General features: G+C 70.9%; 23 protein-coding genes and 1 pseudogene. 13 read left to right on the forward strand and 11 right to left on the reverse strand.

Translation table 11 applies throughout. The annotated features are described in order from the left end of the window. Positions 1 to 222 precede the first annotated feature (222 nt). Positions 223 to 819, forward strand: coding sequence for a gamma carbonic anhydrase family protein (locus Plo01_RS30795; protein ID WP_203894244.1), 597 nt, complete (start codon positions 223 to 225; stop codon positions 817 to 819). Here Plo01_RS30795 and Plo01_RS30800 read toward each other — a convergent pair. From Plo01_RS30800 to Plo01_RS30815, 5 genes and pseudogenes are all read right to left on the reverse strand, one after another. Then, entirely contained in the window at positions 758 to 1,822 is a 1,065-nt protein-coding gene (locus Plo01_RS30800) for a hypothetical protein (RefSeq protein ID WP_239317392.1), read from the reverse strand. The genes Plo01_RS30795 and Plo01_RS30800 overlap by 62 nt on opposite strands. Positions 1,823 to 1,852: 30 nt before the next feature. Next, positions 1,853 to 1,990 (reverse strand): annotated as a pseudogene (locus tag Plo01_RS41430) (hypothetical protein); the annotation flags it as partial. A 33-nt stretch (positions 1,991 to 2,023) separates the two neighbouring features. Then, a complete protein-coding gene (locus Plo01_RS30805) occupies positions 2,024 to 2,449 on the reverse strand; it encodes a MaoC family dehydratase (RefSeq protein ID WP_203894245.1) in 426 nt (141 codons plus the stop codon). Further along, positions 2,446 to 3,708, reverse strand: a complete 1,263-nt coding sequence (locus Plo01_RS30810) for an MFS transporter (protein WP_203894246.1) — start codon at positions 3,706 to 3,708, stop codon at positions 2,446 to 2,448. The genes Plo01_RS30805 and Plo01_RS30810 overlap by 4 nt, the downstream gene beginning before the upstream one ends. Positions 3,709 to 3,909: 201 nt before the next feature. Continuing rightward, complete coding sequence (locus Plo01_RS30815) at positions 3,910 to 4,161, reverse strand: SCO4226 family nickel-binding protein (protein WP_203894247.1); 252 nt, start codon at positions 4,159 to 4,161, stop codon at positions 3,910 to 3,912. A gap of 126 nt (positions 4,162 to 4,287) precedes the next feature. On the opposite strand from Plo01_RS30815, the gene Plo01_RS30820 reads away from it, so the two are divergent. Both Plo01_RS30820 and Plo01_RS30825 read left to right on the forward strand, forming a co-directional pair. Then, complete coding sequence (locus tag Plo01_RS30820; protein WP_203894248.1) at positions 4,288 to 7,233, forward strand: helix-turn-helix transcriptional regulator; 2,946 nt, start codon at positions 4,288 to 4,290, stop codon at positions 7,231 to 7,233. 200 nt (positions 7,234 to 7,433) lie between these two features. Further along, on the forward strand, positions 7,434 to 8,258 hold the full coding sequence (locus Plo01_RS30825; protein WP_203894249.1) for a TolB family protein: 825 nt from the start codon (positions 7,434 to 7,436) through the stop codon (positions 8,256 to 8,258). A gap of 30 nt (positions 8,259 to 8,288) precedes the next feature. On the opposite strand, the gene Plo01_RS30830 is transcribed toward Plo01_RS30825, so the two are convergent. Continuing rightward, a complete protein-coding gene (locus tag Plo01_RS30830) occupies positions 8,289 to 8,723 on the reverse strand; it encodes a MarR family winged helix-turn-helix transcriptional regulator (protein WP_203894250.1) in 435 nt (144 codons plus the stop codon). A 4-nt stretch (positions 8,724 to 8,727) separates the two neighbouring features. On the opposite strand from Plo01_RS30830, the gene Plo01_RS30835 reads away from it, so the two are divergent. Then, on the forward strand, positions 8,728 to 9,765 hold the full coding sequence (locus Plo01_RS30835; RefSeq protein ID WP_203894251.1) for an NADP-dependent oxidoreductase: 1,038 nt from the start codon (positions 8,728 to 8,730) through the stop codon (positions 9,763 to 9,765). Between the two features lie 125 nt (positions 9,766 to 9,890). Here Plo01_RS30835 and Plo01_RS30840 read toward each other — a convergent pair whose 3' ends face one another. Then, a complete protein-coding gene (locus Plo01_RS30840) occupies positions 9,891 to 10,937 on the reverse strand; it encodes a TetR/AcrR family transcriptional regulator (RefSeq protein WP_239317396.1) in 1,047 nt (348 codons plus the stop codon). A gap of 82 nt (positions 10,938 to 11,019) precedes the next feature. Here Plo01_RS30840 and Plo01_RS30845 point away from each other — a divergent pair, with 82 nt between their 5' ends. From Plo01_RS30845 to Plo01_RS30855, 3 genes are read left to right on the forward strand one after another with little or no spacing between them, the layout of a single operon-like run. Beyond that, the gene (locus Plo01_RS30845) at positions 11,020 to 11,961 is read left to right on the forward strand and encodes an ATP-binding cassette domain-containing protein (protein WP_203894252.1); all 942 of its coding nucleotides are present in this window, start codon (positions 11,020 to 11,022) and stop codon (positions 11,959 to 11,961) included. After that, positions 11,961 to 12,788, forward strand: a complete 828-nt coding sequence (locus Plo01_RS30850) for an ABC transporter permease (protein WP_203894253.1) — start codon at positions 11,961 to 11,963, stop codon at positions 12,786 to 12,788. Before Plo01_RS30845 ends, Plo01_RS30850 begins: the two co-directional genes overlap by 1 nt. Before the next feature lie 14 nt (positions 12,789 to 12,802). Beyond that, positions 12,803 to 13,573: an aminoglycoside phosphotransferase family protein gene (locus Plo01_RS30855; protein WP_203894254.1), complete on the forward strand. Its 771-nt coding sequence runs from the start codon at positions 12,803 to 12,805 to the stop codon at positions 13,571 to 13,573. Between the two features lie 57 nt (positions 13,574 to 13,630). Here the strand turns inward: Plo01_RS30855 and Plo01_RS30860 are convergent, their stop codons facing one another. Continuing rightward, positions 13,631 to 14,080 (reverse strand): VOC family protein, encoded by a 450-nt coding sequence (locus Plo01_RS30860; RefSeq protein WP_239317399.1) that lies wholly within the window; start codon positions 14,078 to 14,080, stop codon positions 13,631 to 13,633. A gap of 294 nt (positions 14,081 to 14,374) precedes the next feature. Between Plo01_RS30860 and Plo01_RS30865 the strand changes: the two genes are divergently transcribed. Continuing rightward, positions 14,375 to 14,857, forward strand: coding sequence for an iron chaperone (locus Plo01_RS30865; protein WP_203894256.1), 483 nt, complete (start codon positions 14,375 to 14,377; stop codon positions 14,855 to 14,857). A 171-nt stretch (positions 14,858 to 15,028) separates the two neighbouring features. Here Plo01_RS30865 and Plo01_RS30870 read toward each other — a convergent pair whose 3' ends face one another. After that, a complete protein-coding gene (locus Plo01_RS30870) occupies positions 15,029 to 15,586 on the reverse strand; it encodes an Lrp/AsnC family transcriptional regulator (protein ID WP_275415440.1) in 558 nt (185 codons plus the stop codon). Between Plo01_RS30870 and Plo01_RS30875 the strand changes: the two genes are divergently transcribed. Further along, on the forward strand, positions 15,585 to 16,574 hold the full coding sequence (locus Plo01_RS30875; RefSeq protein ID WP_203894258.1) for an EamA family transporter: 990 nt from the start codon (positions 15,585 to 15,587) through the stop codon (positions 16,572 to 16,574). The two genes, Plo01_RS30870 and Plo01_RS30875, sit on opposite strands and share 2 nt — an antisense overlap. Before the next feature lie 11 nt (positions 16,575 to 16,585). Here the strand turns inward: Plo01_RS30875 and Plo01_RS30880 are convergent, their stop codons facing one another. Then, on the reverse strand, positions 16,586 to 17,239 hold the full coding sequence (locus Plo01_RS30880; protein ID WP_203894259.1) for an HD domain-containing protein: 654 nt from the start codon (positions 17,237 to 17,239) through the stop codon (positions 16,586 to 16,588). Between the two features lie 71 nt (positions 17,240 to 17,310). On the opposite strand from Plo01_RS30880, the gene Plo01_RS30885 reads away from it, so the two are divergent. The 4 genes from Plo01_RS30885 to Plo01_RS30900 all read left to right on the forward strand — a co-directional run bounded on the left by Plo01_RS30885 (position 17,311) and on the right by Plo01_RS30900 (position 22,359). After that, the gene (locus Plo01_RS30885; RefSeq protein WP_203894260.1) at positions 17,311 to 18,267 is read left to right on the forward strand and encodes a GlxA family transcriptional regulator; all 957 of its coding nucleotides are present in this window, start codon (positions 17,311 to 17,313) and stop codon (positions 18,265 to 18,267) included. A 330-nt stretch (positions 18,268 to 18,597) separates the two neighbouring features. After that, complete coding sequence (locus tag Plo01_RS30890) at positions 18,598 to 19,104, forward strand: signal peptidase II (RefSeq protein ID WP_203894261.1); 507 nt, start codon at positions 18,598 to 18,600, stop codon at positions 19,102 to 19,104. A 128-nt stretch (positions 19,105 to 19,232) separates the two neighbouring features. Next, a complete protein-coding gene (locus Plo01_RS30895; RefSeq protein WP_275415441.1) occupies positions 19,233 to 20,825 on the forward strand; it encodes a polysaccharide lyase 8 family protein in 1,593 nt (530 codons plus the stop codon). Positions 20,826 to 20,862: 37 nt separating this feature from the next. After that, positions 20,863 to 22,359: a recombinase family protein gene (locus tag Plo01_RS30900; RefSeq protein WP_203894262.1), complete on the forward strand. Its 1,497-nt coding sequence runs from the start codon at positions 20,863 to 20,865 to the stop codon at positions 22,357 to 22,359. Between the two features lie 297 nt (positions 22,360 to 22,656). On the opposite strand, the gene Plo01_RS30905 is transcribed toward Plo01_RS30900, so the two are convergent. Further along, positions 22,657 to 22,908, reverse strand: a complete 252-nt coding sequence (locus tag Plo01_RS30905; protein WP_203894263.1) for a hypothetical protein — start codon at positions 22,906 to 22,908, stop codon at positions 22,657 to 22,659. Between the last annotated feature and the right edge of the window lie 93 nt (positions 22,909 to 23,001).

Below are 23,001 nucleotides of genomic sequence, written 5' to 3' on the forward strand. Positions count from 1 at the left end.
CCCGGGTGCGCGCCGTACCGGCGCCAACCGCGCCGTACCGCCACGCGCCGTAGGCGCACCCCGCGCTGTACGGCCAATCGCGCCGTACCGGCTTGGGAGCGGTCCTGCTCGTCATGGGGGTATCCCGCCATGCCGCGTCTCCGCTCGTGGTGACCTCGCTCTTCATGACACCATACCTCCCTAAGGTATTTCTCTCCAGAGAGCGCCCTCTACGCTCGGGGCATGCTGATCGAGCACCGAGGCAAGCGGCCGGTCGTTCCCGAGTCCGCCTACGTCGCCCCCTCGGCGGTTCTGTGCGGAGGGGTCGTCCTGGGCGAGCGGGCGCGGATCCTGCACGGCGCCGTGCTCACCGCCGAGGACGGCGAGGTGCGCATCGGCGCGGACGTGGTGGTGATGGAGAACGCGCTGGTCCGCGGCCGGGCGGAGCACCCGGCGGTGCTGGGCGACGCGGTGCTGATCGGCCCGCACGCGCACGTCAACGGGGCGACCGTCGAGGACGAGGTCTTCGTGGCCACGGGCGCGTCGCTGTTCCCCGGATCCGTGGCGGGGACACGCTCGGAGCTGCGGATCAACAGCGTGCTGCACGTCAACTCGCGGCTGGAGCCGGACGGCGTCGTGCCGGTCGGCTGGATCGCGGCCGGGGACCCGGCCGAGCTGTTCTCCCCCGACCGGCACGACGAGCTGTGGGAGAAGCAGCGCGGCCTCGACTTTCCCGGGACCGTCTACGGCGTGCCGCGCGGCACGCCGATGAGCGTCATCATGGCCCGCCAGACCGCGTTCTACGGGGCGCATCTGGACGACCGGCTCCTCGACGGCTGACGGGGGATTCCGCTCCGGTCAGGAGCCTGGACACCCGCAGCCCGAGCCAGATCAGCAGGGCGACCACGGCGACCAGGAGATACTCGACCGCGGGGATGCGGACGATCTCGGTGGCCGCGCCGAGGCCGCGGGCGCCGTACACCGCCAGGACGGCTCCGGCGTAAGCGGCGGCGAGCAGCCACCTGACGGCCGCCGACAGTCCGAGGCCGTGCATCTGCGTGATCAGGAAGACGCCGAGGAAGCCGAACAGGAACATCGGCCAGGCGCCGCCGGGGCCGCTGGTCATGACGGCCACGAGGGTGCCGTGCACCGCCACCATGATCTCCAGGGTGAAGGTCCACCGGCGGTCGGTGTGCGCCCGGGTCAGGAAGAGGCTGCCCTGCAGCAGGAGCAGGAACATGTAGAAGAAGCCGATCAGGTGACCGCTGGTGGCCTCCATCGGGTGGTACCAGAAGGTGTAGACGGCGGCCCAGCTGAACAGGTAGCCGTGGTACTTGCGGGCGAACCCGACGACCTCGGCGCCGATGGGCGCGGGCCTGCCGAAGAACAGCCCGCGGCGGCGGTTCTCCATCAGCAGGACCACGACCAGCAGCAGGACGACCGACCCCTGGGAGCTGAAGATCGAGACGTCCTGGGCGAGCCCGTCGTAGAACAGGTGGGTCTGCAGGGTGTGCAGGAGCACGAAGGCGAAGTTCACCGCGAGGGCGACGACGTTGACGGCGTGCAGGCCCGAGGTGTAGCGGCGGACCCGTGTCTGGGCGTAGTAGATCAGCCCCCAGATCGCCGCCTGGTGGGCGGCGTAGCCGAGCCAGGCCGAGGCCCGGGTCCAGGCGGTCGGCTCGGGCAGCTTCCAGTAGTACCAGGACGCGCCCTGGTCGGGAAGGAGGGGGACGTCGCTCAGCCGCCGGCCGAGCAGCCACACCATCCCGGTCAGTACGGCGCTGGCCGCGATGCCGATGACCAGGGCACGGTGGGCGCTCCGCCCGCTCGTATCGTTCAGCACGCCGGCCCCTCTACCCGGTGACGGCGGCGATCAACGGGATGCGGCCGAACCGGATTCGGGAACCTGTGGGCCAGGGGAGACGGGCCGGGGCAGGTAGTCGCAGTCGTAGCCGAAGGAGCGGGGACCGGCCAGTGCCAGCCCGGCGGAGGTGGTCCGGCGCGGATCGCACGGCGCCGCGACGTGCCGCGACGGCCAGGGCCGTCAGACCACCGCCACCGTGTAGCAGACCGCCGTCCCCTCCAGGACCACGGTGCCGTCCTGGCGCGTCACGGTGGTGCGCACCTTGGTGACCGGCTTGTCCGTTCGCACCTCGACGACCTCGACCGTGCCGGTGATCTCGTCGCCGGGCCGTACCGGCGCCAGGAAGTTCCAGTTCACGTTCAGGAACACGGTGCCGGGCCCGGGCAGCCGCTCCGCCACGACGGCGTTGAGGAGCGCGCTGGTCACCCCGCCCTGGACGATGATCTCGCCGAAGGGCGACGCGGCGGCGGCCTCCTCGTCGTAGTGGAGCGGGTTGCGGTCGCCGCTGATCCGGGTGAACAGCTCGATGTCGGCCGGCTCCACCTTGCGCGAGAGCTCGGCGCGGTCGCCTGGTCTCGGGGCGCCTTTCGGCCAGGTCGTGCTCATGGGCGTGCCACCGTCCTTCCGGTTGCGAGTGGATGCTCCGAGGTCATGTACCGCTGGAGCCGGATCATGGCGACCGCGCCGGCGAGCGGCCCGATCCCGAGCACCGCGACCGCCAGCCGCCAGCCGACCGCCTCGGCGAGCAGCGGTGTCGCCTGGATGGTGACGACGGTCAGCAGGAACCCGGCAGCCGTCTGGGCGGTGAGGGCCGTGCCGACGTACCGGCGGTCGGCGACCTCGCTGGTGCAGGCGGAGAACAGGCCCGAGTCCGCGATGACGGACGCGCCCCAGACGACCAGCACCCCGAACACCAGCGGGGGAGGCCCGCCGAAGACGAGCGCGGCCAGCAGGCAGCAGGCGCCGCTGACCGTCATCGCCAGCGCCGCCAGGCGAGCCCTGCCGACGCGGTCGCCGAGCCACCCGGCGAGCAGGCACCCGGCGACGCCGGCCACGCCGATCGCCAGGAACGCGGTCACGCCGGGCGGCAGCGCCCCGGCGCCGTGCCCGGGGCGGACCGCCTGGCTCGCGGTGATGTACGCGGGCAACCAGGTCCACATGGCGTACAACTCCCACATGTGCCCCAGATAACCGAGATTGGCCAGACGGGGGCCCCGTTCCCGGAACAGGGTGATCATGTACCGCGGGGCGAACGGCGCGGCCGGGGCAGAGTAGGGGCCGGGCCGTACCACCCCGGCGGCGAGCAGGCCGCCTGCGGCGGCCAGCGCACACGACACGTACAGCACCGTCCGCCAGGGCAGGGCGGCGAAGCCGCCGATGAGCTGGGGGAGCGCGCTGCCCAGCGTCAGAGCGCCGACCAGCAGCCCGAGGGCGAAGCCGCGCCCCCGGTCGAACCACGACGCCATCAGCTTCAGCCCGGGCGGGTAGACGCCGGCCAGGGCGACGCCGGTGGCGAAACGCAGCGGCACCGCCGTCCAGAGCCCGTCGGCGAAAGCCGCGACACCCGCGGTCGTCGCCGAACCGGCCAGGGCGCACACCGCGACGAGCCGGTGCGCGGGGACGACGTCGGGCAGGTTCAGCGCCGCGGCCAGCAGCGCGCCGGTGACGAAACCGAGCTGCACCGAGATCGTCAGCCACGTGGCCGCTCCCTGCGTGATGCCCCACTCGCCGCGCAGGGCGGGGACGACCGCCGAGGCGGAGAACCAGGTGGACATCACCAGGACTTGGACGGCGGCGATCAGCGCGAGCTGGGCGCGGGCGGAGCCGCCGGCCCCGCCCGGATCTCGTCTTCGCCCGGTGAACATCAGATCAGTCTCTTCTCTCTGCGGACCCCAGCGAGATCGTAGGCCCGCAGAGAGGGAAACATCGACAGCCGCGCCCCCGTCGCCGCTGTCCGTCCCTTGCCCCCCGTCGTCCTCGTCGCCCCTGTCCGCCCCTGTCCGCCCCTGTCGCCGCCGCGCCACCGTGCCGGAGGCGCCCGCGAGGCGCCGGCGCCGATCGGCGGGCTACTCGATCTCGATCGGCAGTTCGTAGATCTCCGTCGTGGGGTGACCGGCCTTCTCGTGGACGCGGAGCACCGCCTCCTTCGACGGGCCGGACGACAGGCAGAAGACCTTGCCCGACTCCGGGTCGAGCCACGCGCGTTCGAAGTGCACGCCCTCGCTCGCCTCGACAGCCAGATCCCGTTCGTGCGCCTCGCGCAGCTGCTCCTCGGTCACACCGACGAATCCGCTGTGCACGTCCATGAACTTCGCCATTGCGGGCTCCTCGCTTTCCGGTTGGAATGCGGTCAAGCCTGCATCCGGAGAGGGGACGGATTCATCGGTCAGGTGACCTATTTCGCCGTCACCGCCGCCGGATGCCGCTGCCGGAAGGAGCGCGCGATGCCGGCTCACGGCGTGGTCCAGTCGCCCGTCCTGGTGGGCAGGGACGACATGGTCGCGCTGGCCGGCCGCCGGCTCGCCGGGGCCGCGGACGGGGCCGGCGGGCTGCTGCTGGTCGCGGGCGAGGCGGGCATCGGCAAGACGCGGCTGCTCGGCGTGATCGCCCGGCGCGCCCGGGCCGGGGGGTTCACGGTGGTACGGGCGGCGGCGTTCCCCGGCGACGCGCAGTCGTTCGCGGGCCTGCTGCTGGACCTGGCCGCGGAGCTGACCGCCGCCGGCGAGCCCGCGCTGAGCCGGCTCGGCCGCGGCCTGTCCTCGCGGGCGCGCGCGATCTCCGCCGCCGACGGCGACGCGCACCACCGGCGCCGCCTGCTGGTGCAGGACCTGGCCGACCTGCTCGTCACGGCCGGCTCGGGCGGTCCGGTGCTGACGATCCTGGAGGACCTGCACTGGGCCGACGACCTGAGCCTCGACGTGCTCGGCCACCTGGCAGGCCGGCTCGCGACCAGGCCGATGCTGGTCGCGGGAGCGTACCGCAGCGACGAGTTGTACCCCGGCCTGCCCATGCGCGAGCTGCGCGCCCGCCTGCTGGCCCAGCGGCTCGCCGAGGAGATCCGGCTGACGCGCCTGACATCCGTCCAGACCGCGACCATGATCGGCGCGACGCTCGGCCGGCCGCCCCCGGCCTCGCTGGTGGCGGCGGTCCACGACCGCAGCGACGGCATCCCGCTGCACATCGAGGAACTCCTCGCCGCCGTCGGAGCCGGCGCGCCGACACCGCAGTCCGGCCCGGCGGTGCGGGCGGCCGCGGTGCCCGACACGCTGGCCGACGCCGTACTGAGCCGTGCGCGGCACCTGGCCGCGCGTACGCGCGCGGTGGCGTCCGCGGCGGCGGTCATCGGCCGCTCCTTCGACTTCGACCTGCTGACCGCCGTCACCGGAGCGGATCCGGCCGAGGTCGCCGCGGCCCTGCGCGAGTTGCAGGAGGCGTATCTGGTCCTGCCCGGCGCCGACGCGGTCACCTTCGACTTCCGGCACGCGTTGATCCGCGACACCCTGTACGCCGACACCGACCTGCCGGCGCGACGCCGCCTGCACGAGAGCGCGGCGCGCACCGCCGCGCAGCGCGGCTATCGCGGCGCGTTCGTCTCCGCCCATTTCGAGCAGGCGCAACGCGCCGAGCACGCGTACCGCCACGCGATCATCGCCGCACGCGAGGCCGCGGCGATGTCGGCCCACGGCCAGGCGCTCGAACTGTACCGCCGGGCGGTGCGCAACCTGCCCCCCGGCCTCGCGCCGCCGGAGCGGGCCGAACTGTTCGCCGCGCTCGGCGACGAGGCCGCGGCCGCCGACGACAACACCGCCGCCGCCGAGGCGTACCGGATCGCCCACGAGGTGGCCGTCGGCGCCGGAGCCGCGCGCACGGCGGCCGCGCTGGCGCCGCGCATGGTCGCGGTCGCCCACCTGCTCGGTGACGGTCTGGACGCCCGGGTGCGGACGCTGCGCGGCGCGCTGGACAGCCTGGACGGGGTGATCGGCGCGGATCTGGAGCGGGCCAGGCTGCGCTCGGCGATGGCCGCCGCGTACATGCTGGACCGGCGCCTCGACGAGGCGATCGACCACGCCGAGCGCGGTCGCGCGGAAAGCCTCCGGATCGGCGACGAGGAGGCCGTCCTGAACGCCGACGCGACGCTCGGATCGGTCCTGGTCTTCGCCGGACGGATGGATCAGGGCTGGCCGCTGCTCGAAGGCGCGATCGCCCGCGCCCGCGGCACGCATCAGGAAGCGGAGGCGGCGCGCGGGTACCGCATGATCGGGTCATGCGCGTCGGTGCTGGTGGAGTACGGCCGCGCCGAGGACTGGCTCACCGAGGGCATCCGGTACGCCGAGAGGGTCGAGCTGTGGAACCACCGGCACTACATGGCCTCGCACCTCGCGCACGTCCAGTGGGCCGTCGGCGACTGGCAGACGGCCGGACGGACCGCGCGGCACGCCCTGGCCGACGGGCGGGGCGGGGTCACCACCCGGATCACCGCGCGGTACGTCCTGGGCTACCTGGCCCTGGGGCGCGGTGACTGGGAAGCCGCCGCCGGCCTGCTGGGGGAGGCGCTGGCCGAGGGGGAGCGGATGGCCGAGCTGCAGCGGTTGTCGCCCCCGCTGTGGGGACTGGCCGAAGCCGCCCGGCTGCGGGGCGACCACGACGCCGCGCTCGTCCTCTGCGAGCGGGGCCGCCACGCCTCGGCCGACGTCGCCGACGCCGCCTACCTGTTCCCGTACCTGCTCACCGGCGTGCGGGCCCATCTGGCGCGCGGCGACGCCGACGCCGCCCACGCCTGGTCGGAGCGGGCCGGCGCGCTGATCGAGGCCCGGGCCATCCCCGGCACGCTGCCCGCGATCGGCCACGCGCGCGGACTCGTCCTCCTCGCCCGCGGGGACGCGTCCGCCGCCCGGTCGGCGCTGGAGCCGGCGGCCGAGTCCTGGCGGGCCGCGCGCCGGTTCTGGGAGGGCGCGTGGGCGTTGCTGGACCTGGCGGAGGTCGCCGCCGCGACCGGCCGCCACGCCGAGGCGGGCCGGTTCCTCGACCGGGTCCGCGCCGGTGCGGCGAGGATCGGCGCCGTCCCCCTCGCCGACGCCGCCGATCGTCTGGCCGGCCGTCTCCCCGATGCCGCCGATCGCCCGGCGGGCGCTTCCGGCCGCCCCGCCGGACCGTCCGGCCGCGACCGGCCGCGAGCTCCCTGGCACCCGCTCAGCGCACGCGAATTCGAGGTCGCGCAGCTCGTCGCGGGCGGCCTCACCAACCGGCAGATCGCCGAACGGCTCGTGCTCTCACCCAAGACGATCTCCGCGCACATCGAGCACATCCTCGCCAAACTGGGGGCGGCCCGCCGTACCGAGATCGCCGCCTGGTGTGCGACGATCCGCCGGGACCCGCCACCGGAGCGATGACCGTTCACAATGATCCCCTGCGGAGAAAGAGGTGGACCGAGATGAGGCGCGCACCTGCTGTACGGACGTCGGTCTCGCTTCTCCTCGCACCTGGATTCTTTCTCGTCTCCGGCCAGGCTGTGGCGGGTGTCTCCGAGCCGGCGGGTGTGCTCCACCGGCCGGTGGCGTCCGAGCGGACGAAGGGCCCGACCCTTCGCTACATGGGCCTGGGCAGTTGCGGCGGCCGTCGTCTGTGCGGCCCTTGGAAAGCGCGGCTGAGTGACGGGCGGGTCATCCGGATCAAGGACGCGCGGGCGATCATCCCAGGCCCCGAACCGGAGAAGGCGTCCGCCGCCCCGATGGGGGTCTCACCGCACGGAGGGCATCTCGCCTATTCGCGCCGCGGGGACGGGGCCCTGGTCGTCAGGAGCATCGTCGACGGCTACGTACGCCAGGTCCCCGGCTTCATCATGCCGCCGGGGAAGGTGGAGCTGACTGTTTCACCGCTCGGCCGCTTCGTCGGCGTCCGTGAGCGGTCGGCGGGGAAACCCCTGCGCCTGGTGAACACCGCAACCGGCGCCGTCTCCACCCTCCCCCCGCGATGGAACATCATCTCTTTCACCCCGGACGCCACCCGTATGCTTGCCTACACCGACGAATACGGCGACAAGGTGGCGCTGTACGACACCGCGACCTCGACCGTGGTGCGGCGAATGGGCGATGCCACCGCCCTCGCCGGCGACGGCGACACCCTCGCCACCCGGGTTCACCAGGAACCCGAGGGGCCCGACTGGATCACGTTCACGAGCCTCGGCAAAGGCACGGAGGTCCGCCCCCGCATCCCGGTGCCCACGCACAATGTCTACCTGACCTGGAACCGGTCGGGCACACTGACGATCCGGCTTCCGATCCTCAAGGGCCCGTGGCGAAACTATTCGGCCTACACGCGTTTCGTGTTCGATCCGCAGACCGGCACGTCACGTAAAGCGGATCACATCGTCATTCCGCGAGGGCTGCGTGCGCACCGGGTCGCGGGCTCGCGCTGACGTCCCGGAGCCAGGCAGGCCGCCGATGCCTCAGGGGGCCCCGGCGTCGGTGTCGGTGTCGGCCGCCAGCATGCGCTTGAGGAGATCCCGGAGCTGGATCCGCTCGGACTCGGTCAGCGCGGCCAGCGGGGCCGCCGCGAATCCGAGGGATTGGCGGAGCTCCCGCACGACCTGCCGGCCCTCCGGCGTGAGCGTGACGTTCTTCACCCTGCGGTCGGCGGGGTCCGGCTCGCGGCGGAGGAATCCCCGCGCCTCCAGCCGGTCCACGATGCCGGTCACGTTGGACGGGTCGCAGTTGAAGAGGCGGGCCATCCGCCGCATGGGCAGCGGCTCCGCGGCCACCAGCACGAGCGCCTTGGCCTGCAGGGCGGTGAGCTGGTGGCGGGCGGCGGCCTCCTCGTATCTCTTGTTGTAGCGGACCGCGATCTCTCCCATGAGGGCCACCACTTCACCGGTCACATTCATACCGATGAGTATAGTTGAGGTACGTCAACGTTTGAGGAGCATCATCGTGTCTCGGCAGATCAACCTCGCCTCCCGTCCCTCCGGCTGGCCCACCGCCGACAACTTCGACCTGGTGGAGGTGGCGCCGCCGGCCCTTCAGGAGGGCCAGGCGCTGGTCCGCAACCTGTTCATGTCGGTCGATCCGTACATGCGGGGCCGCATGAACGACGTGAAGTCGTACGTGCCGCCGTTCCGGCTCGGCGAGCCGCTGGACGGCGGGGCGATCGGCGAGGTCGTCGAGTCGCGCGCGCCCGGTCTCGCCGAGGGCGACCTCGTCCTGCACGGCCTGGGCTGGCGGGAACAGGCCGTGCTGGAGGCCTCCCGGGCGCGCAAGGTCGAGCGGATCGAGGGCGTCTCCCCCTCGGCGTACCTCGGCGTGCTCGGCATGCCGGGCCTCACGGCCTACGCCGGCCTGCTCGACGTGGCCTCGTTCAAGGAAGGCGACGCGGTCTTCGTCTCGGGCGCCGCCGGAGCGGTGGGCAGCCTCGTGGGCCAGATCGCCAAGCTGAAGGGCGCCTCCCTGGTCGTCGGCAGCGCGGGCTCCGACGAGAAAGTCGACCACCTGCACGAGATCGGTTTCGACGCGGCCTTCAACTACCGCAACGGCCCGGTCGCCGAGCAGCTGCGGAAGGCCGCTCCCGGCGGCATCGACGTCTACTTCGACAACGTCGGCGCGGACCACCTGGAGGCCGCGATCGGCTCGCTCAACACCGGCGGCCGGGTCGCCATGTGCGGCGCGATCGCGGTCTACAACGCCACCGAGCCCGCGCCCGCCCCGCGCAACCTCTTCCTCGCCGTCGGCAAGCGCCTCACCCTGCGCGGCTTCATCGTCGGCGACCACTCCGCCCGGATGCCCGACATGATCGCCGAGGTCGGCGGCTGGCTCCGGGAGGGCCGGATCACCGCGAGCGAGACCGTGGTCGACGGCCTGGAGAACGCTCCGGCCGCGTTCCTCGGCCTGCTCCGCGGCGAGAACACGGGAAAGATGATCGTGCGCCTGTGACGCGGGCCCCGCTGCCTGCGCTCCTTCAGCACCGCCGACTTCAGCACCGCCGACTTCAGCACCGCCGACTTCACCGCCCGGCAGGTCCGGGCCGCCCCACCCCGCCCCCACCCCGCCTCCGGTGATCACCCTGGGGATCCGGCCCCTCTCCGGGTGCGGTAAGCGCGCTGCCGGCAGGCCCGCGAGCAGTATTCGCGGGGCCGTCCGGTGACGGCTCTGGGGACGGCGCCGCCGCACACGGCGCACCCGGGAACCGGGAGGAGGTCGTCCGGAGTTTCGTCACAGACGGATGTCTCGCCGATCACCGGGCTCGCTGTTTCGTCACAGCCAGAGGTCGGAGCGCTGGCCGGGGCAGGGGTTTCGTCACGCGGGGCGTCGGACGGGCCGGGCCGCGCGGCCGGGAGCCGGTCGCGCCGGACGGCCTCCGCCGGAGGCCCGGCCTCTGCGGACCCGGTTCCCGGCGGGATGGCCGCGGCGATGAAGTCGAGGACGCGCTGGAGCCCGTACCGGAACTGGTCGTCGCGGCTCAGGTGCGGCTGGCGCGCCTCCGTCACGATCTTGGTGAAGATCGGGTAATCCCCGCTCTTCACCAGCTGATCGATGTACGGGTAGCTGCGTGCCATCCACTCCGCCTCGCTGAGCCCGCTGCGGCGGAACTCCTCGGCCGAGCTGTTCTCCTCGCGGACGGCGCCCTCGACGTAGCTGTTCAGCATGGCGATGAGGCCGAGGTTCTCGTCGATGGAGACGAACGCGTCGAGCACTCCCAGCAGCCGTTCGATCAAGAGCAGCTGGTTGGGGCCGAAACTGGGGAGCGACCGCTGCACGGCGGCGATCCACGGGTGCCTCAGCCACATGGCCCGCAGCTCGCCGGCGTAGCGGGTCAGGTCGGCGCGCCAGTCGCCCGAGGGCATGCCCGTGAGGTCGATCTCGCCCATCAGCCGGTCGGCCATGAGCTCGACCAGGTTGTCGCGGCTCGGGACGTGCCGGTAGAGGGACATCGCGCCGGCGCCGATCTCGGCGGCGATCCGCCGCATGGTCGCGGCCTCCAGCCCCTCGGCGTCGGCGATCCGGATCGCCGCCTCGGTGATCTGCGCGCGGCTGTAGACCGGCTTCGGCCCGCGGGCCGGGCGCTCGGGCCGCATCCAGATGTTCACGTATTCGGCGTCGGTCACCGTCCCACCCCTACTTGCGTACCTCGTACCCAGTAATTTAGCCTGACCCGCAACAGCGTACAACGTATCCAGTGGAGGGGTCATGGCGGATCCGGTCGTCTTCGCCGAGGGGTTGCACAAGTCCTTCGGCGGCACCCACGCCCTGCGGGGGCTGGACCTGAGCGTTCCGGGAGGAACGGTCTGCGGCGTGCTGGGGCCCAACGGCGCGGGGAAGACGACCGCGGTGCGCATCCTGGCGACCTTGTCCGATCCCGATGCCGGGCACGCCCGCATCGCCGGGTACGACGTCGTCCGCGAAGCCGGCGAGGTGCGCGCCAGGATCGGGCTCGCGGGCCAGTACGCCGCCGTGGACGAGAAGCTCACCGGACGTGGCAACCTGCGCATGTTCGGGCGCCTGTCCCACCTGTCCCGGCGCGAGGCGCACCGGCGGGCCGACGAGCTGCTCGAACGCTTCGGTCTGATGGACGCCGCCGATCGGCAGGTCACCGGCTACTCCGGCGGCATGCGGCGCCGCCTCGACCTGATCACCAGCCTCATCCTGCGCCCCGAGGTGCTCTTCCTGGACGAGCCGACCACCGGCCTGGACCCGCGCAGCCGCGGCGAGATCTGGGACAACGTCCGCGAGCTGGCGGCGGACGGCACCACGGTGCTGCTCACCACGCAGTACCTGGACGAGGCCGACCAACTGGCCGACGACATCGTCGTCGTCGACCACGGACAGGCGATCGCCACGGGCACACCCGAGGAGCTGAAGGCCACGATCGGCGACCGCCTCGACGTGGTCCTCGAAGACCCCGCCGCCCTGCCCTCGGCGGCGACCGCGCTGAAGGCCCTGGCCGGGACCGATCCCACGATGACCGGCGCCGACCGGCTCGGCGTCGCCCTGTCGGGGGGCGGCTTCCGGCTCGCCGACATCGTGCGCGAGCTCGACCGCGCCGGGGTCGCCGCGGCCGACGTGCGGCTGCGCCGTCCCACCCTGGACGAGGTGTTCCTGCGCCTCACCGACCGGAAGGAACTGGTCTGATGACCGACCTCGCCCCGCCGCTGGGCCGCCGCCTGCGGTGGACGTTCACTGACGGGCTGACCCTGGTCGGCCGCGAGCTGGGACGGCTGCGGCACAATCCCGGCGAACTCGTCGCGGCGTTGATCTTCCCGGCCGTCATGGTGGTGCTGTTCGGGTACGTCTTCGGCAGCGCGATCCAGGTGCCGGACGGCGGCGACTACCGCGAGTACCTCATGCCCGGCCTGTTCGCGATGGTGACCTTCTCCTCGGTGATGGGGGTCATGACGCGGATGGCCGCCGACGCCTCCCGCGGTGTGATGGACCGGTTCCGCTCCATGCCGATGGCGCGCTCGGCGGTGCCGTTCGGGCAGACCGGCGCCGACCTGCTGATCGGCCTGCTGATGCTGGCCATCATGGTGGGCGCGGGCCTGCTGGTGGGCTGGCAGGCGCACCGCGGCCCGATCCCCACGGTCCAGGCGTTCCTGCTGATGATCGTGCTGCGGTACGCGTTGAGCTGGGCAGGCGTCTACGTGGGCCTGGCGGTGAAGAACGACCAGGTCGCCGACGCGATGGTGCCGCTGTTCCTGCCGTTCACGATGCTGTCGAACGCGTTCGTCCCGACCGGCGGCATGCCGGGCTGGCTGCGCTTCCTGGCCGACTGGAATCCGGTGAGCGCGCTCACCGCCGCCTCACGGGAGCTGTTCGGCAACCCGGGCGCCCCGTCCGGAAACGTGGCCTGGCCGCTCGCGCACCCGGTGACGGCCGTCCTGCTCTGGTCGGCCGCGCTGCTGGTGATCTTCGTCCCGCTGTCGCTCCGCGCCTACACGCGCAGAGGACGCGGGGCTTGAGTAGCGTCGGCCGGGTGGCAGACGAGGAAGTACTGCAGGAGGGCGCCCATCGCCGGGTCGTCCGGATCGGCGACACCGTCCGCAGGCCCGTTCAGCCCTGGACGCCCGCCGTCCACGCGCTGCTGCGCCACCTGGAGCGGGTCGGGTTTCCCTACGCGCCGCAGCCCTTGGGCATCGACGACAGGGGGCGCGAGGTCCTCACCCACATCGAGGGCGAGGCCGGACCGGCAGGCTGGGCCAAGGTCGTGGACGAGCACGGTCTGGCCGCCTTCGCCCGGCTGCTGCGCGACTACCACGACGCCTGCGCCGGCTTCTCCCCGGAGCCGGGGATGATCTGGTCCGCCGAACCCGCCGGTCCGGCTGAGGACGCGGTCGTGTGCCACGGGGACTTCGGCCCCTGGAACGTCGTCTGGCGGGGCCTGCGGCCGGTGGGGATCATCGACTGGGACTTCGCCCGGCCGGCGCCGCGCATGCACGATGTGGCCTACGCCCTGGAGTACACGGCCCCCTTCCGCGCCGACGCCGAATGCCTGCGGTGGCTGCGCCATCCGGAGCCGCCCGACCGGCGCCGCCGCCTGGAGGTCTTCTGCGACGCCTACGGACTTGACGTCGCCCAGGGCGTGGTCGAGGCCGTCGTCAACCACCAGCGCGACACCGCCGACCTGGTGCGCCGCCTGGCGGAACAGGGCCACGAACCCCAGGCCACGTGGGCCGCGGACGGATTCCTGACTGAGCTGGAGGGGCGGATCGCCTGGAGCCAGGCGCACCTGCACCTGTTCGAGTGACCGTCCACCCCGGACGTCCCGCCCGGCGCGAGCCGTGATGACGTGCGGAAAACGACGCTAGACCACGTCGAACTCGTTCCCCTCGGGATCTGCCATCGCCACCGCATAGTGGTCGACCCCGGGCTGTGACAACACCCGCACGACGGACGCCCCCGCCTGGACGAGCCGCTCCACCTCGGCGTCCACCCGCGCTCTGCGCGTCTCCAGCGGCACGTCCTCCCGCCTGCCGCCCACCTTCACATCCAGGTGGAACCGGTTCTTGACCGCCTTGCCCTCCGGCACCTGCTGAAACCAGATCCTCGGTCCGCACCCCTCGGGATCGACGATGCTGTCGCTGCCGTCCCCCTCGCCCAGCTCGTCCTCCGGCACTCCGAGACTGCGCCAGTAATCGCGCCACGTGTCGAATCCACCCGGCGGCGGCTCCACCGTGTAGCGCAGCGCGCCCGCCCAGAACCGGGCCATCCGCTCGGGCGCCGCACAGTCGATGACCAACTGATAAGAGACCATGGCAGCCATCCTGCCCGACCCCTCCGACAGGCGAACTCCCCCGACGACCGCCTCGATCCCGGATCTTGACGGTGAGGTGGCGGCGCACGCGCAGCGGCGGTGAATCGGTCAGGAATCAAGAAGCGTGCACTCCCGGACCGCGCTTAGCGTCACCTGCATGAACGTCGCCACCCACGCAGGCTTCCCGCCGCACGACGCCCCGGACGGCTTCTGGTGGAAAGCGGCGCACCGAAAACCCCGCCTGCCGTGAGCACCCCATGACCACGAAGACCCAGCACAGAGAGCATGACGTCGATGAGCACCGCATCGAAAGACAGTAAGCACGACAAGCGGCGCACGTCCTCCGGGCAGGGATTGTCCGAACTGGAGCGTGCCGCCGTCAAGGAGCGCGCGGCAGAGCTGAAGACCGATGCCCGCCGCGGCCGGGGCGGCGGCAAGGCGGCAGCCGATGAGCAGGACGTACTGGCGAAAATCGCCGAGATGGCGCCGCCGGACCGCGAACTGGCCGAGCGGGTCCATGCCATCGTCACCGCTGCCGCTCCGCAGCTGAGGCCGAAGCTGTGGTACGGCCAGCCCGCCTACGCCAGGGCCGGGAAGGTGGTGTGCTTCTTCCGCAGCGGGCAGGCGGACAAAGAGCCGTACTCGACCTTCGGCTTCACCTCTGAGGCGAACCTCGCCGGCGACGGCGGCCTGTGGCCCACGTCCTTCGCCGTGACCGAGCTGAGCGATGAGACCGAAAAGACGATCACCGCCCTCGTCGCCAAGGCGGTGAGCTGACATCGCGCCGGAGGCCGACCGGTCCCTCCGGCAGGGCCGGAGGGACCGCCGGCGCCGCCTTCGTCCGGGGCGAGGGCGCCGGAATCGTCCGCCGAGAGCTCGCCCCGTGGCTGGACGCCTCGGTGCGGATGCAAGGCGGCCTCGTCGGTGCGGGCTGGGAGCGGGTTCCGCTCACCGTCCGGCGGCGGGGTTGCGTGGCGGTACGGGCGTGGCCACGACGAAGGAGCTGTGGGTCTGGCCGTGGAGCAGGAACTCATCGAGGACCGCTTCGAGGTCTTCGATCGTGGGGACGTGGACCTTGAGCAGCAGGCAGTCCTCACCGGAGATGCGGTAGCACTCGCTGACCTGCGGGGTGCGGGCGGCGAGTTCGGTGATCTTGAGTAGTTGGCCGGGGCCGGGCCGGATGCGCACCCAGGCGGTGACGGGCAGGCCGATCGCGGCGGGATCGATGTCGAGGCGGTAGCCGCGGATGACACCGGCCTGCTCCAGCCGGGCGAGGCGCTCGCGCACGGCGGGCGCGGACATGCCGACCTGGCGGGCCAGTTCCGCGGCGGTCGCGCGAGGGGCGGCGCCGAGCGCCTCGAGCAACCGCCGGTTGGTCTCATCCAGCAGTGACTTTCCTTCAGGAAAGCCTGAATGGCCTGTGCTTTCTCTCGGCGCCACATCCGCTCCCTTGAGCCTTCGATCGAGTATGGCCCTGCGGCGTTCGTCTTTCGACAATAGAGGCATGGCGAAGACGGGTCCGGCTCGTAGTGGTCAGGCGCCGGTGGCGCGGCTGGCAGACCGGGTGCCGCCACATGTGTACTTCCTGGTCAGTGCGGTGTTCCACTACCTCGGCCCGGCGTTGGCAGTGCTGCTGTTCGCCCGCGTCGACGTGCTCGGCGTGGCGTGGCTGCGGATCGCAACCGCCGCCGCGGTGCTCGCGGTGTGGCGGCGGCCCTGGCGGCTCTGGCAGCGCCTGGACCGGCCCACCCGGTGGCTGCTGGCCGGGTGGGCGGCCGTGCTGGCCGTGATGAACAGCGTGTTCTACCTGGCCATCGACCGGCTCCCGCTGGGCACCGTCGCCGCGATCGAGTTCCTGCCGGTCATCGTGCTGGCTGCGATCGCCGCCCGTACCCGCCGCAACCTCGCCGCGCTGATCGCCGCGGTCGCCGGGGTGTACCTGCTCACCGACGTGCGCCTGGTCGCCGAACCGCTCGGCATCGCCTTCGCCGTCGCCAACGCCGCACTGTTCGCCCTCTACATCGTGCTCGGCCACCGCGTCGCCCGCAGCCGGCAGGTGTCGGGCGTCGACGGCCTGGCCCTGTCGATGTCGATCGCCGCCGCGATCGCTCTGCCGATCGGCATCGGGCAGGCCGCGCCCGCCTTCCTCGACCCCATCGCGCTGGCCGCCGCGGCCGGCGTGGGCGTCTGCTCCTCGGTCATCCCCTACGTCAGCGACCAACTCGCCATGGCCCGCCTGTCCCGCGCCACCTATTCCTTGATGGTGTCGCTGCTGCCGGCCACAGCCACCGTCATCGGCCTCATCGTGCTCACCCAGATCCCCACCGCCAGGGAGATCATCGGTGTGGTGCTGGTCGTCACCGGCGTCGCCCTGCACCAGGAACGCCCGGCGGAACCGGAGCCGAAGCACACCGCGTGTGTTCTCGCCCCCGGGGAAAACCACTCATCTCGAGCCGCCGGAGGGCGTCCTTCCCGTCTTGCGCGAGGCCGATGAGGTCCGGCCTGTCAGGTGAGGCCGGACCAGGCCGCGGTGACCACCTCACGCCACGGCAGCACGGCTGTGCCGGGAACCTCCTGCCGCAGCAGTTCCGCCGGAAAGGAGAACGGCGGGGCCTTGGCCGGGTTGCGCGCCGCCTGGCCGACGATGAGCTCGGTCAACTCGACACTACCGCCCAGTCTCGGATAGGTGGCGTGCACCCGGTCGGCATAGCCCGCGGGGAGCTCCTCGGCACCGAACGCCGCGACGTCCGCCCCCGCGCCGGCATGGGTCAGCGCGATCTCGGGCCGCATCCTGTCGGCGATGCCGAGACTGGTGTGCAGGGCGATCGCCTGCCAGACCAGGTGGGTCCGGTCGGCGGCCAGCCCTTGTCCGGTGAGGAACTCGGCGGCCAGGTCCGCGCCGTCCACCTCGAACCGCCCGCCCCGCTCGCCCCGCTCGGTCAGCCCGGCGTCGTGCAACATGCACGCCAGAAACAAGACCTCGTCGTCGTAGTCGTGCTCGGCCCGAAGCCCGTGCCGCTGCCCGATGGCCCTGCCGAACAGGTAACTGCGCACGCTGTGGGTCAGGACGGCCGGTGAGGCGATGTCCTGGACGAACCCGTACGTCGTGCGGGTCAGCGAGGTGTCGGGAATCGCGAAGGCGGTGAAGTGATCTGTCATGGGTCCGATCGTGGCCACCGGGGGACCGCGCGGAAAGTGTCTGCAATGCCGTACTGCGCTAGATTCTGGCCATGCATGTGGTCGCTGTGCTGGCGATGAACGGAGTGGTCGCCTTCGACATGACGGTGCCCGCCCAGGTCTTCGGCAGTTCCACTGGTGATCGGCACCGGCCGTTGTATGAGACTCGGGTGTGCACCGTCGGCGGTGCCGTCCAGACCTCGGAGCCTTTCGGCGCGATGCGACTGGAGACCGCCTGGGGGCTGGATGACCTCGCAGCGGCCGACACCCTGGTGCTCCCTGGTCATTGGGACTTCCTGCAAGAGCCGCCCGGGGACGTCCTGGAGGCGGTGCGGGCGGCGGCTGGGCGCGGCGCGCGGATCGCCTCGATCTGTGCGGGGGCGTTCCCGCTGGCGGCCACCGGGCTGCTCGACGGACGGCGGGCGACCACGCATTGGAGCTACGCCGCCGAGTTGGCCCGGCGCTACCCCGCCGTCGAGGTCGACGCCTCGGTGCTGTTCACCGACAACGGCGATCTGCTCACCTCGGCCGGGGTGGCGGCCGGCATCGACCTGTGCCTGCATCTGGTCCGGCGCGATCACGGCTCGGCGGTGGCCGCTGAGACCGCCCGCCGGATAGTGATGTCACCTCAGCGTGACGGAGGCCAGGCGCAGTTCATCCGGCACGCCGATCCCCGCGACCCGGGGAGCGCGCTGCAGCCCGTGCTCACCTGGATGGAGTCCAATCTGCACCGGCCGCTGAGCCTCGGCGACATCGCCCATCACGCGTGCCTCAGCGTACGGACCCTGACTCGCCGGTTCCGTGCTCAGATCGGGACCACTCCTCTGCAGTGGCTGTTGCACGCCCGCATCCGCCGCGCCCAGCACCTGCTGGAAAGCACCGACCTGCCGATAGGCCGGGTCGCCGAAGCGGTGGGCATGGGCTCTCCTGCCACACTGCGGGCCCACTTCGCCCGCGCCGTCGGCACCTCCCCGCACAGCTACCGCGCCACCTTCCGCACCCGCCCCTGATCCGCCGGGCATCACGACTGCGAACGACCAGTCCTGAGCGGCAGCGGACGGTCTGGGAAACGCCGAAAATCCCTGCCTTCCTGACCGCCCTTCACCAGCCCGCCCGTCCACGCGGCGCTGCGGCGCCTCATCGCCACGGCCCATCGCTGATCGATCGCCTCCCCGCACGCTCGAATGCCTTCGCGCCTAACCTCACCCGGTAGATCGGCATCCTCATCGGCAGGTCGGTATCGCTAGATTTGCTGTGCTCGATCCCACGATCGCGAGGTAGGCATGGCGGACGAACGAAGCGCGGGCGGAGCGAGACGAGGAATGCGGCCGTACGGATGGATGCTCGTGCTGGCCGTCATGGTTCTTCTCGCCGATCAGGCCTCCAAGGTGTGGGCGATCTCGGCGCTGGCCGACGGCGAACGCGTCTCGGTGATCCCGGGGGTGATTCAGCTGCGGTTGTTGTTCAACCCGGGTGCCGCCTTCTCGATCGGCGAGGGTGCGACGTGGGTGTTCACCCTGGTGGCGGTTGCCGTCGTGGCCGGCATCGCGCATGTCGGGCGGCGGCTGCGCTCGACGGCCTGGACTGTGGCGTTGGGCGCGCTGCTGGGCGGCGCCGCCTCTCACCTGCTGGACCGCCTGTTTCGCCCGCCCGGCTTCGCCCGGGGCCACGTCGTCGACTTCATCGACTACGGCGGACTGTTCGTCGGCAACCTCGCTGACATCGCCCTCGTCGGAAGCTGCGCCTCGGTGATGCTGCTCAGCGCGCGGGGCATCTCCCTCGGCGGCACACCGGACAGGGGCGTCGACGCCTCCACCTCCTCCGGGAGCACTGCGACCAGAGCATGAACCGACGGCGTGGTCGAGAACACGAAGAACGGCCATCGTCACGTCCGACGGCGTCTCGCGCGCCGGCCGGCTCCTCCTGAGGCGGGGCGGGCGTTCCCCCATGGCGACCGGCACGTGACAATTGATCGGTGACCGGCTGTTCCAGGCGATTCATCCTCCAGCTCGGCGGCGTCGCCGCGGTCGGAGCGCTGATCTCGGCGGACGCCCCGTGGACGCCGGGGGAGCGGCCGGCGGGGGAGAGGTCGCCGGGGGAGGAGGGCGCCTTCGCCTCGCTGCGCCGCCGTTGGCGGGAGATGCCGGCGGGGGCGGGGTTCGACGCGGCGGCCGAGCCGTACCGGACCCGCCTGGCGGAGCTGGGGGAGCTGGCGGCCCGGTACCGGCGGGCCATGGCGCCGGGCGAGGGATCGCTCTGGCCCGGCCTCCCGTTCCCCTCGCTCCGGGCCACCCCGGCCAGGCTGCGGGCCATGGCGCGGGCGTACGTCCTGCCGGGAACCGGCCTGACCGGTGACGCTGACCTGGCCGGAGCCGTCGCGACCGGCATCGACCACTACCGGCGGGTGTACGCCGCGGGCGCGGACCCGGCGGGCAACTGGTGGAACTGGCAGATCGGCGCCCCCAGGCAGCTCCTCGACGCGGCCCTGCTGATCGGCCCGCACCTGACGGAGCGGCGGCGCACGGCGCTGCTGAACGCGGTGGACCACTTCGTCCCCGAGCACCGCCTGGACGACTACAGCGGCACCAGCACGGCGGCCAACCGCGTCGACCTGTGCACCGTGACGCTGCTGCGCGCCATCCTCGGGTCCGACCCCGCCAAGGCCGCGCTGGCCGTCTCGGCGCTCTCCCCGGTCTTCCGCCACGTCTCCGAGGGCGACGGGTTCTACCGGGACGGCTCCTTCGTCCAGCACACGTTCGTCCCCTACCAGGGCACCTACGGGGGGACGCTGCTGTCCGGCCTCGCGACGATGTTCGCGGTGCTGCGCGGCTCGCCGTGGGAGATCACCGATCCGGACCGGCAGATCGTCTTCGACATGGTCGAGCGGTCGTTCGCGCCGTTCATCCACGACGGCTTCTGCATGGACCTCGTCAGCGGCCGCGCGGTCGGCAGGGAGCCGTACGGGGACCACCGCAGGGGGCACATGATCGCCGCCGCGATCCTGCTGCTGGGGCAGGCGGCCTCGGCCGCCGAGCGGGCCCGCTGGCAGAGCATGGTCAAGGGGTGGGCGCTGCGGGATGCCCACCGGTCCATGCTCGCCACAGCCGAGCGCGACGACCTGGGATTCCACGCGCGCCTCGCCGCGGTCCTGGACGACGACGCGATCCCGGCGGCCGACGAGCCCGCCGGGCACCGGCTGACCGCCATGAGCGCCCGCGCCGTCCATCGCGGGCCGGGCTGGTGCGCGGCGCTCAGCATGGCCTCGGACCGGATCGGCCACTACGAGCACGGCAACGGCGAGAACCTGCGGGGCTGGCACACCGGCTCGGGGATGCTCTACTGGTGGGGCCGGGGCCACGGCGACCAGTACTCCGACTGCTTCTGGCCCACCGTCGACCCCTACCGCCTGCCGGGCACGACCGTCTCCACCAGGCGGCTGGCCGACGGCGCGGGCGAGGGGTGGGGCGACACCCGGCCGCCGGGCCGCTGGGTGGGCGGCGCCACCGACGGGACGTATGCGGCGGTCGGCCAGCACCTGAACGGCCTGGAGAGCACGCTCGTAGTGTGATGTAAAAGCCACCATCCAACACGGGAGGTCAGAGGCTATGCCCCCCAAGCGCAACGGTGAAGCGCCCCGCGTCGCAGTCGGCTACACCCGTGTCTCGACCAAGCGCGAGGAGATGATCAGTCCAGAGCTTCAGGCGCATGAGCAGGACACCTACGCCGAACGCAACGGCATCCGCATCGTGGAACGGGTCGAAGATCTCGACCTGTCAGGACGCGATTTTGCTCGCCGCTCGGTGGACTACATCGTTAAGGGCATCATAGAGGGACGGTGGAACGTTGTCCTTCTATGGAAATGGTCTCGATGGGGAAGAAATCTTCTGCAATCAAGACTGTATCTCGCTGAAGTCGAACAGGCGGGCGGCGAGGTCATAGCTGTAACGGAAGACTTCGATACGACCACCAGTGTGGGTAAGTTCAGCCGGGATCAAATGCTCGCAATCGCCGAACTCCAGTCAAACCAGATAGGCGAGAACTGGAAAGAAGCGCACGAGCGCAGGCGGAGAATGGGGTTGCCGCACAATGGGCAATTCCGTTTCGGCTATACGTACAGCAGGGGTGCGGGGTATCAGCCGGATCCCGTATCGGCTGATGCCCTTGCTGATTGCTACAAGCGTTACGTCGAGGCGGGGGAGTCGATGCGGAGTCTCACGCAGATGCTCAACGCAAACGGCCACCGGACGGGACGAGGTAATCTGTTCACCAATATATCCCTGGGAAGACTCATGGATACGGGATTCGCGGCAGGGCTAATCCGCGAGAAATCAAATCCAGGTGGGAACGGCAACACGCTTGCAGCGTATGACGTGTGGCGTATGGGGGTGCACGAGCCAATTATTTCCATGGAGCTATGGGAAAAGTACCGGGAAAAGCGGCTAGCCAGTGCAGAAACCGCTCCGCGACTCCGGTCTCCAAAGCACTCCTTTTCTGGGCTCGTGTACTGCCCTCAGTGCAAGAAGCGAATGCGCCGTACAACGGGAGGCGGCAGAAATGGTCCACATTGGCGCTGCCGTACCCGATTGCAGAACAAGTCCTGTCCAGGGGCCAGCATCATGGACGATCGCCTCGAAAAAATCATGCGCGAATGGGTTGTCGAGAACGCTCAAGGTGGCGACACCATCGAAGAAGATGCAGATCGTATTCGCGCCGCACAAAAGGCAACCACCAACCTTGCTGCCTGTGAAGCAGAAGTCGCGCGGCTGAAGAGGAAGCGTACACGCCTCCTTGATGTCTATACCGATGATGAGTCGTACGATAAGGGGGACTACCTAAAGAAGAAAGCCGAGATCGATCGTGATCTCGAAAGGGCGGACCTCACGTTGAGAGCAGCACGAAAGAGGGTCAACGAGATCGATACGACGGACTATCGGGATATCTTCACCACGCTCGCTGACCTCTGGGATAATGCGACACCCTCTGAGAAGCGGGAATTGCTATCCAAGGTAGTCAGGCGTATCGAGGTTAGGGCGGGAACGGAGAAACGAAAGCTCAGTAAGGTTAATGTAGTCCCACGATGGATGCCGGACCCATGGGAATAAGATCTCAAAAGGTCCCCGACTGATTGAACTCTTCCAGTCGGGGACCTTTTGAGATCTTAACTAGATTCCGGTTGGCTATGGCCTTGGCTTCGCCTGTTTTCGATGTTGACCAGCACATATGCTGCTACTTTCCAGAATTCCTCCCAGCACTGTTCCTTGCTGGGAGTCGTTTCGCGTTCGGTCGGCTTATGCTTCGTCGTTGGGCCTCACCTCCTTTCCAATGCGTCGTGAAGTTCATGGCTTGGAAAGTGAACTAGTGCTGCATTTGTGCGGTACTTTTCCGTGCCGCAGGACACGTCAATGGCTGCCGTCGCGGTGGAGTCGGCGGGCGTGGTTCCACAGGCGGCGGCCGATACGAAGGCGTAGACCGGTGCCGTTGCAGCGCGGGCAGAAGCGCCAGCCACGGCCGAATAGGTAGGGGATACGACCAGTGCCCTTGCAGCGGCGGTGCTCGCGGAACGGGCGGGCGTAGCAGAGGTAGAGGTAACGCAGGGTGAGCAGGGTCGGGACCGTGATCGCGGCGGTTGTAGCGAGCGTGTCCAGGGTCAAAGAATCACCTCCTGAGTGGGTTTTCGGGGTGGCCGGCGGTCAGGTTGCTACCTGCTACCGGCCTGGTCGTGGCGTATTTGAGGGTGCTAGCGG

This window comes from Planobispora longispora (assembly GCF_016863135.1).
Lineage (GTDB): Bacteria > Actinomycetota > Actinomycetes > Streptosporangiales > Streptosporangiaceae > Planobispora > Planobispora longispora.

Excerpts from the sequence above, each read along its gene's own strand:
- Plo01_RS30795 (WP_203894244.1), top strand. The coding sequence starts at position 223 with ATGCTGATCGAGCACCGAGGCAAGCGGCCGGTCGTTCCCGAGTCCGCC.
- Plo01_RS30805 (WP_203894245.1), bottom strand. The coding sequence starts at position 2,449 with ATGAGCACGACCTGGCCGAAAGGCGCCCCGAGACCAGGCGACCGCGCC.
- Plo01_RS30810 (WP_203894246.1), bottom strand. The coding sequence starts at position 3,708 with ATGTTCACCGGGCGAAGACGAGATCCGGGCGGGGCCGGCGGCTCCGCC.
- Plo01_RS30815 (WP_203894247.1), bottom strand. The coding sequence starts at position 4,161 with ATGGCGAAGTTCATGGACGTGCACAGCGGATTCGTCGGTGTGACCGAG.
- Plo01_RS30820 (WP_203894248.1), top strand. The coding sequence starts at position 4,288 with ATGCCGGCTCACGGCGTGGTCCAGTCGCCCGTCCTGGTGGGCAGGGAC.
- Plo01_RS30825 (WP_203894249.1), top strand. The coding sequence starts at position 7,434 with ATGGGCCTGGGCAGTTGCGGCGGCCGTCGTCTGTGCGGCCCTTGGAAA.
- Plo01_RS30830 (WP_203894250.1), bottom strand. The coding sequence starts at position 8,723 with ATGAATGTGACCGGTGAAGTGGTGGCCCTCATGGGAGAGATCGCGGTC.
- Plo01_RS30835 (WP_203894251.1), top strand. The coding sequence starts at position 8,728 with ATGAGTATAGTTGAGGTACGTCAACGTTTGAGGAGCATCATCGTGTCT.
- Plo01_RS30845 (WP_203894252.1), top strand. The coding sequence starts at position 11,020 with ATGGCGGATCCGGTCGTCTTCGCCGAGGGGTTGCACAAGTCCTTCGGC.
- Plo01_RS30850 (WP_203894253.1), top strand. The coding sequence starts at position 11,961 with ATGACCGACCTCGCCCCGCCGCTGGGCCGCCGCCTGCGGTGGACGTTC.
- Plo01_RS30860 (WP_239317399.1), bottom strand. The coding sequence starts at position 14,080 with ATGGTCTCTTATCAGTTGGTCATCGACTGTGCGGCGCCCGAGCGGATG.
- Plo01_RS30865 (WP_203894256.1), top strand. The coding sequence starts at position 14,375 with ATGAGCACCGCATCGAAAGACAGTAAGCACGACAAGCGGCGCACGTCC.
- Plo01_RS30875 (WP_203894258.1), top strand. The coding sequence starts at position 15,585 with ATGGCGAAGACGGGTCCGGCTCGTAGTGGTCAGGCGCCGGTGGCGCGG.
- Plo01_RS30870 (WP_275415440.1), bottom strand. The coding sequence starts at position 15,586 with ATGCCTCTATTGTCGAAAGACGAACGCCGCAGGGCCATACTCGATCGA.
- Plo01_RS30880 (WP_203894259.1), bottom strand. The coding sequence starts at position 17,239 with ATGACAGATCACTTCACCGCCTTCGCGATTCCCGACACCTCGCTGACC.
- Plo01_RS30885 (WP_203894260.1), top strand. The coding sequence starts at position 17,311 with ATGCATGTGGTCGCTGTGCTGGCGATGAACGGAGTGGTCGCCTTCGAC.
- Plo01_RS30890 (WP_203894261.1), top strand. The coding sequence starts at position 18,598 with ATGCTCGTGCTGGCCGTCATGGTTCTTCTCGCCGATCAGGCCTCCAAG.
- Plo01_RS30900 (WP_203894262.1), top strand. The coding sequence starts at position 20,863 with ATGCCCCCCAAGCGCAACGGTGAAGCGCCCCGCGTCGCAGTCGGCTAC.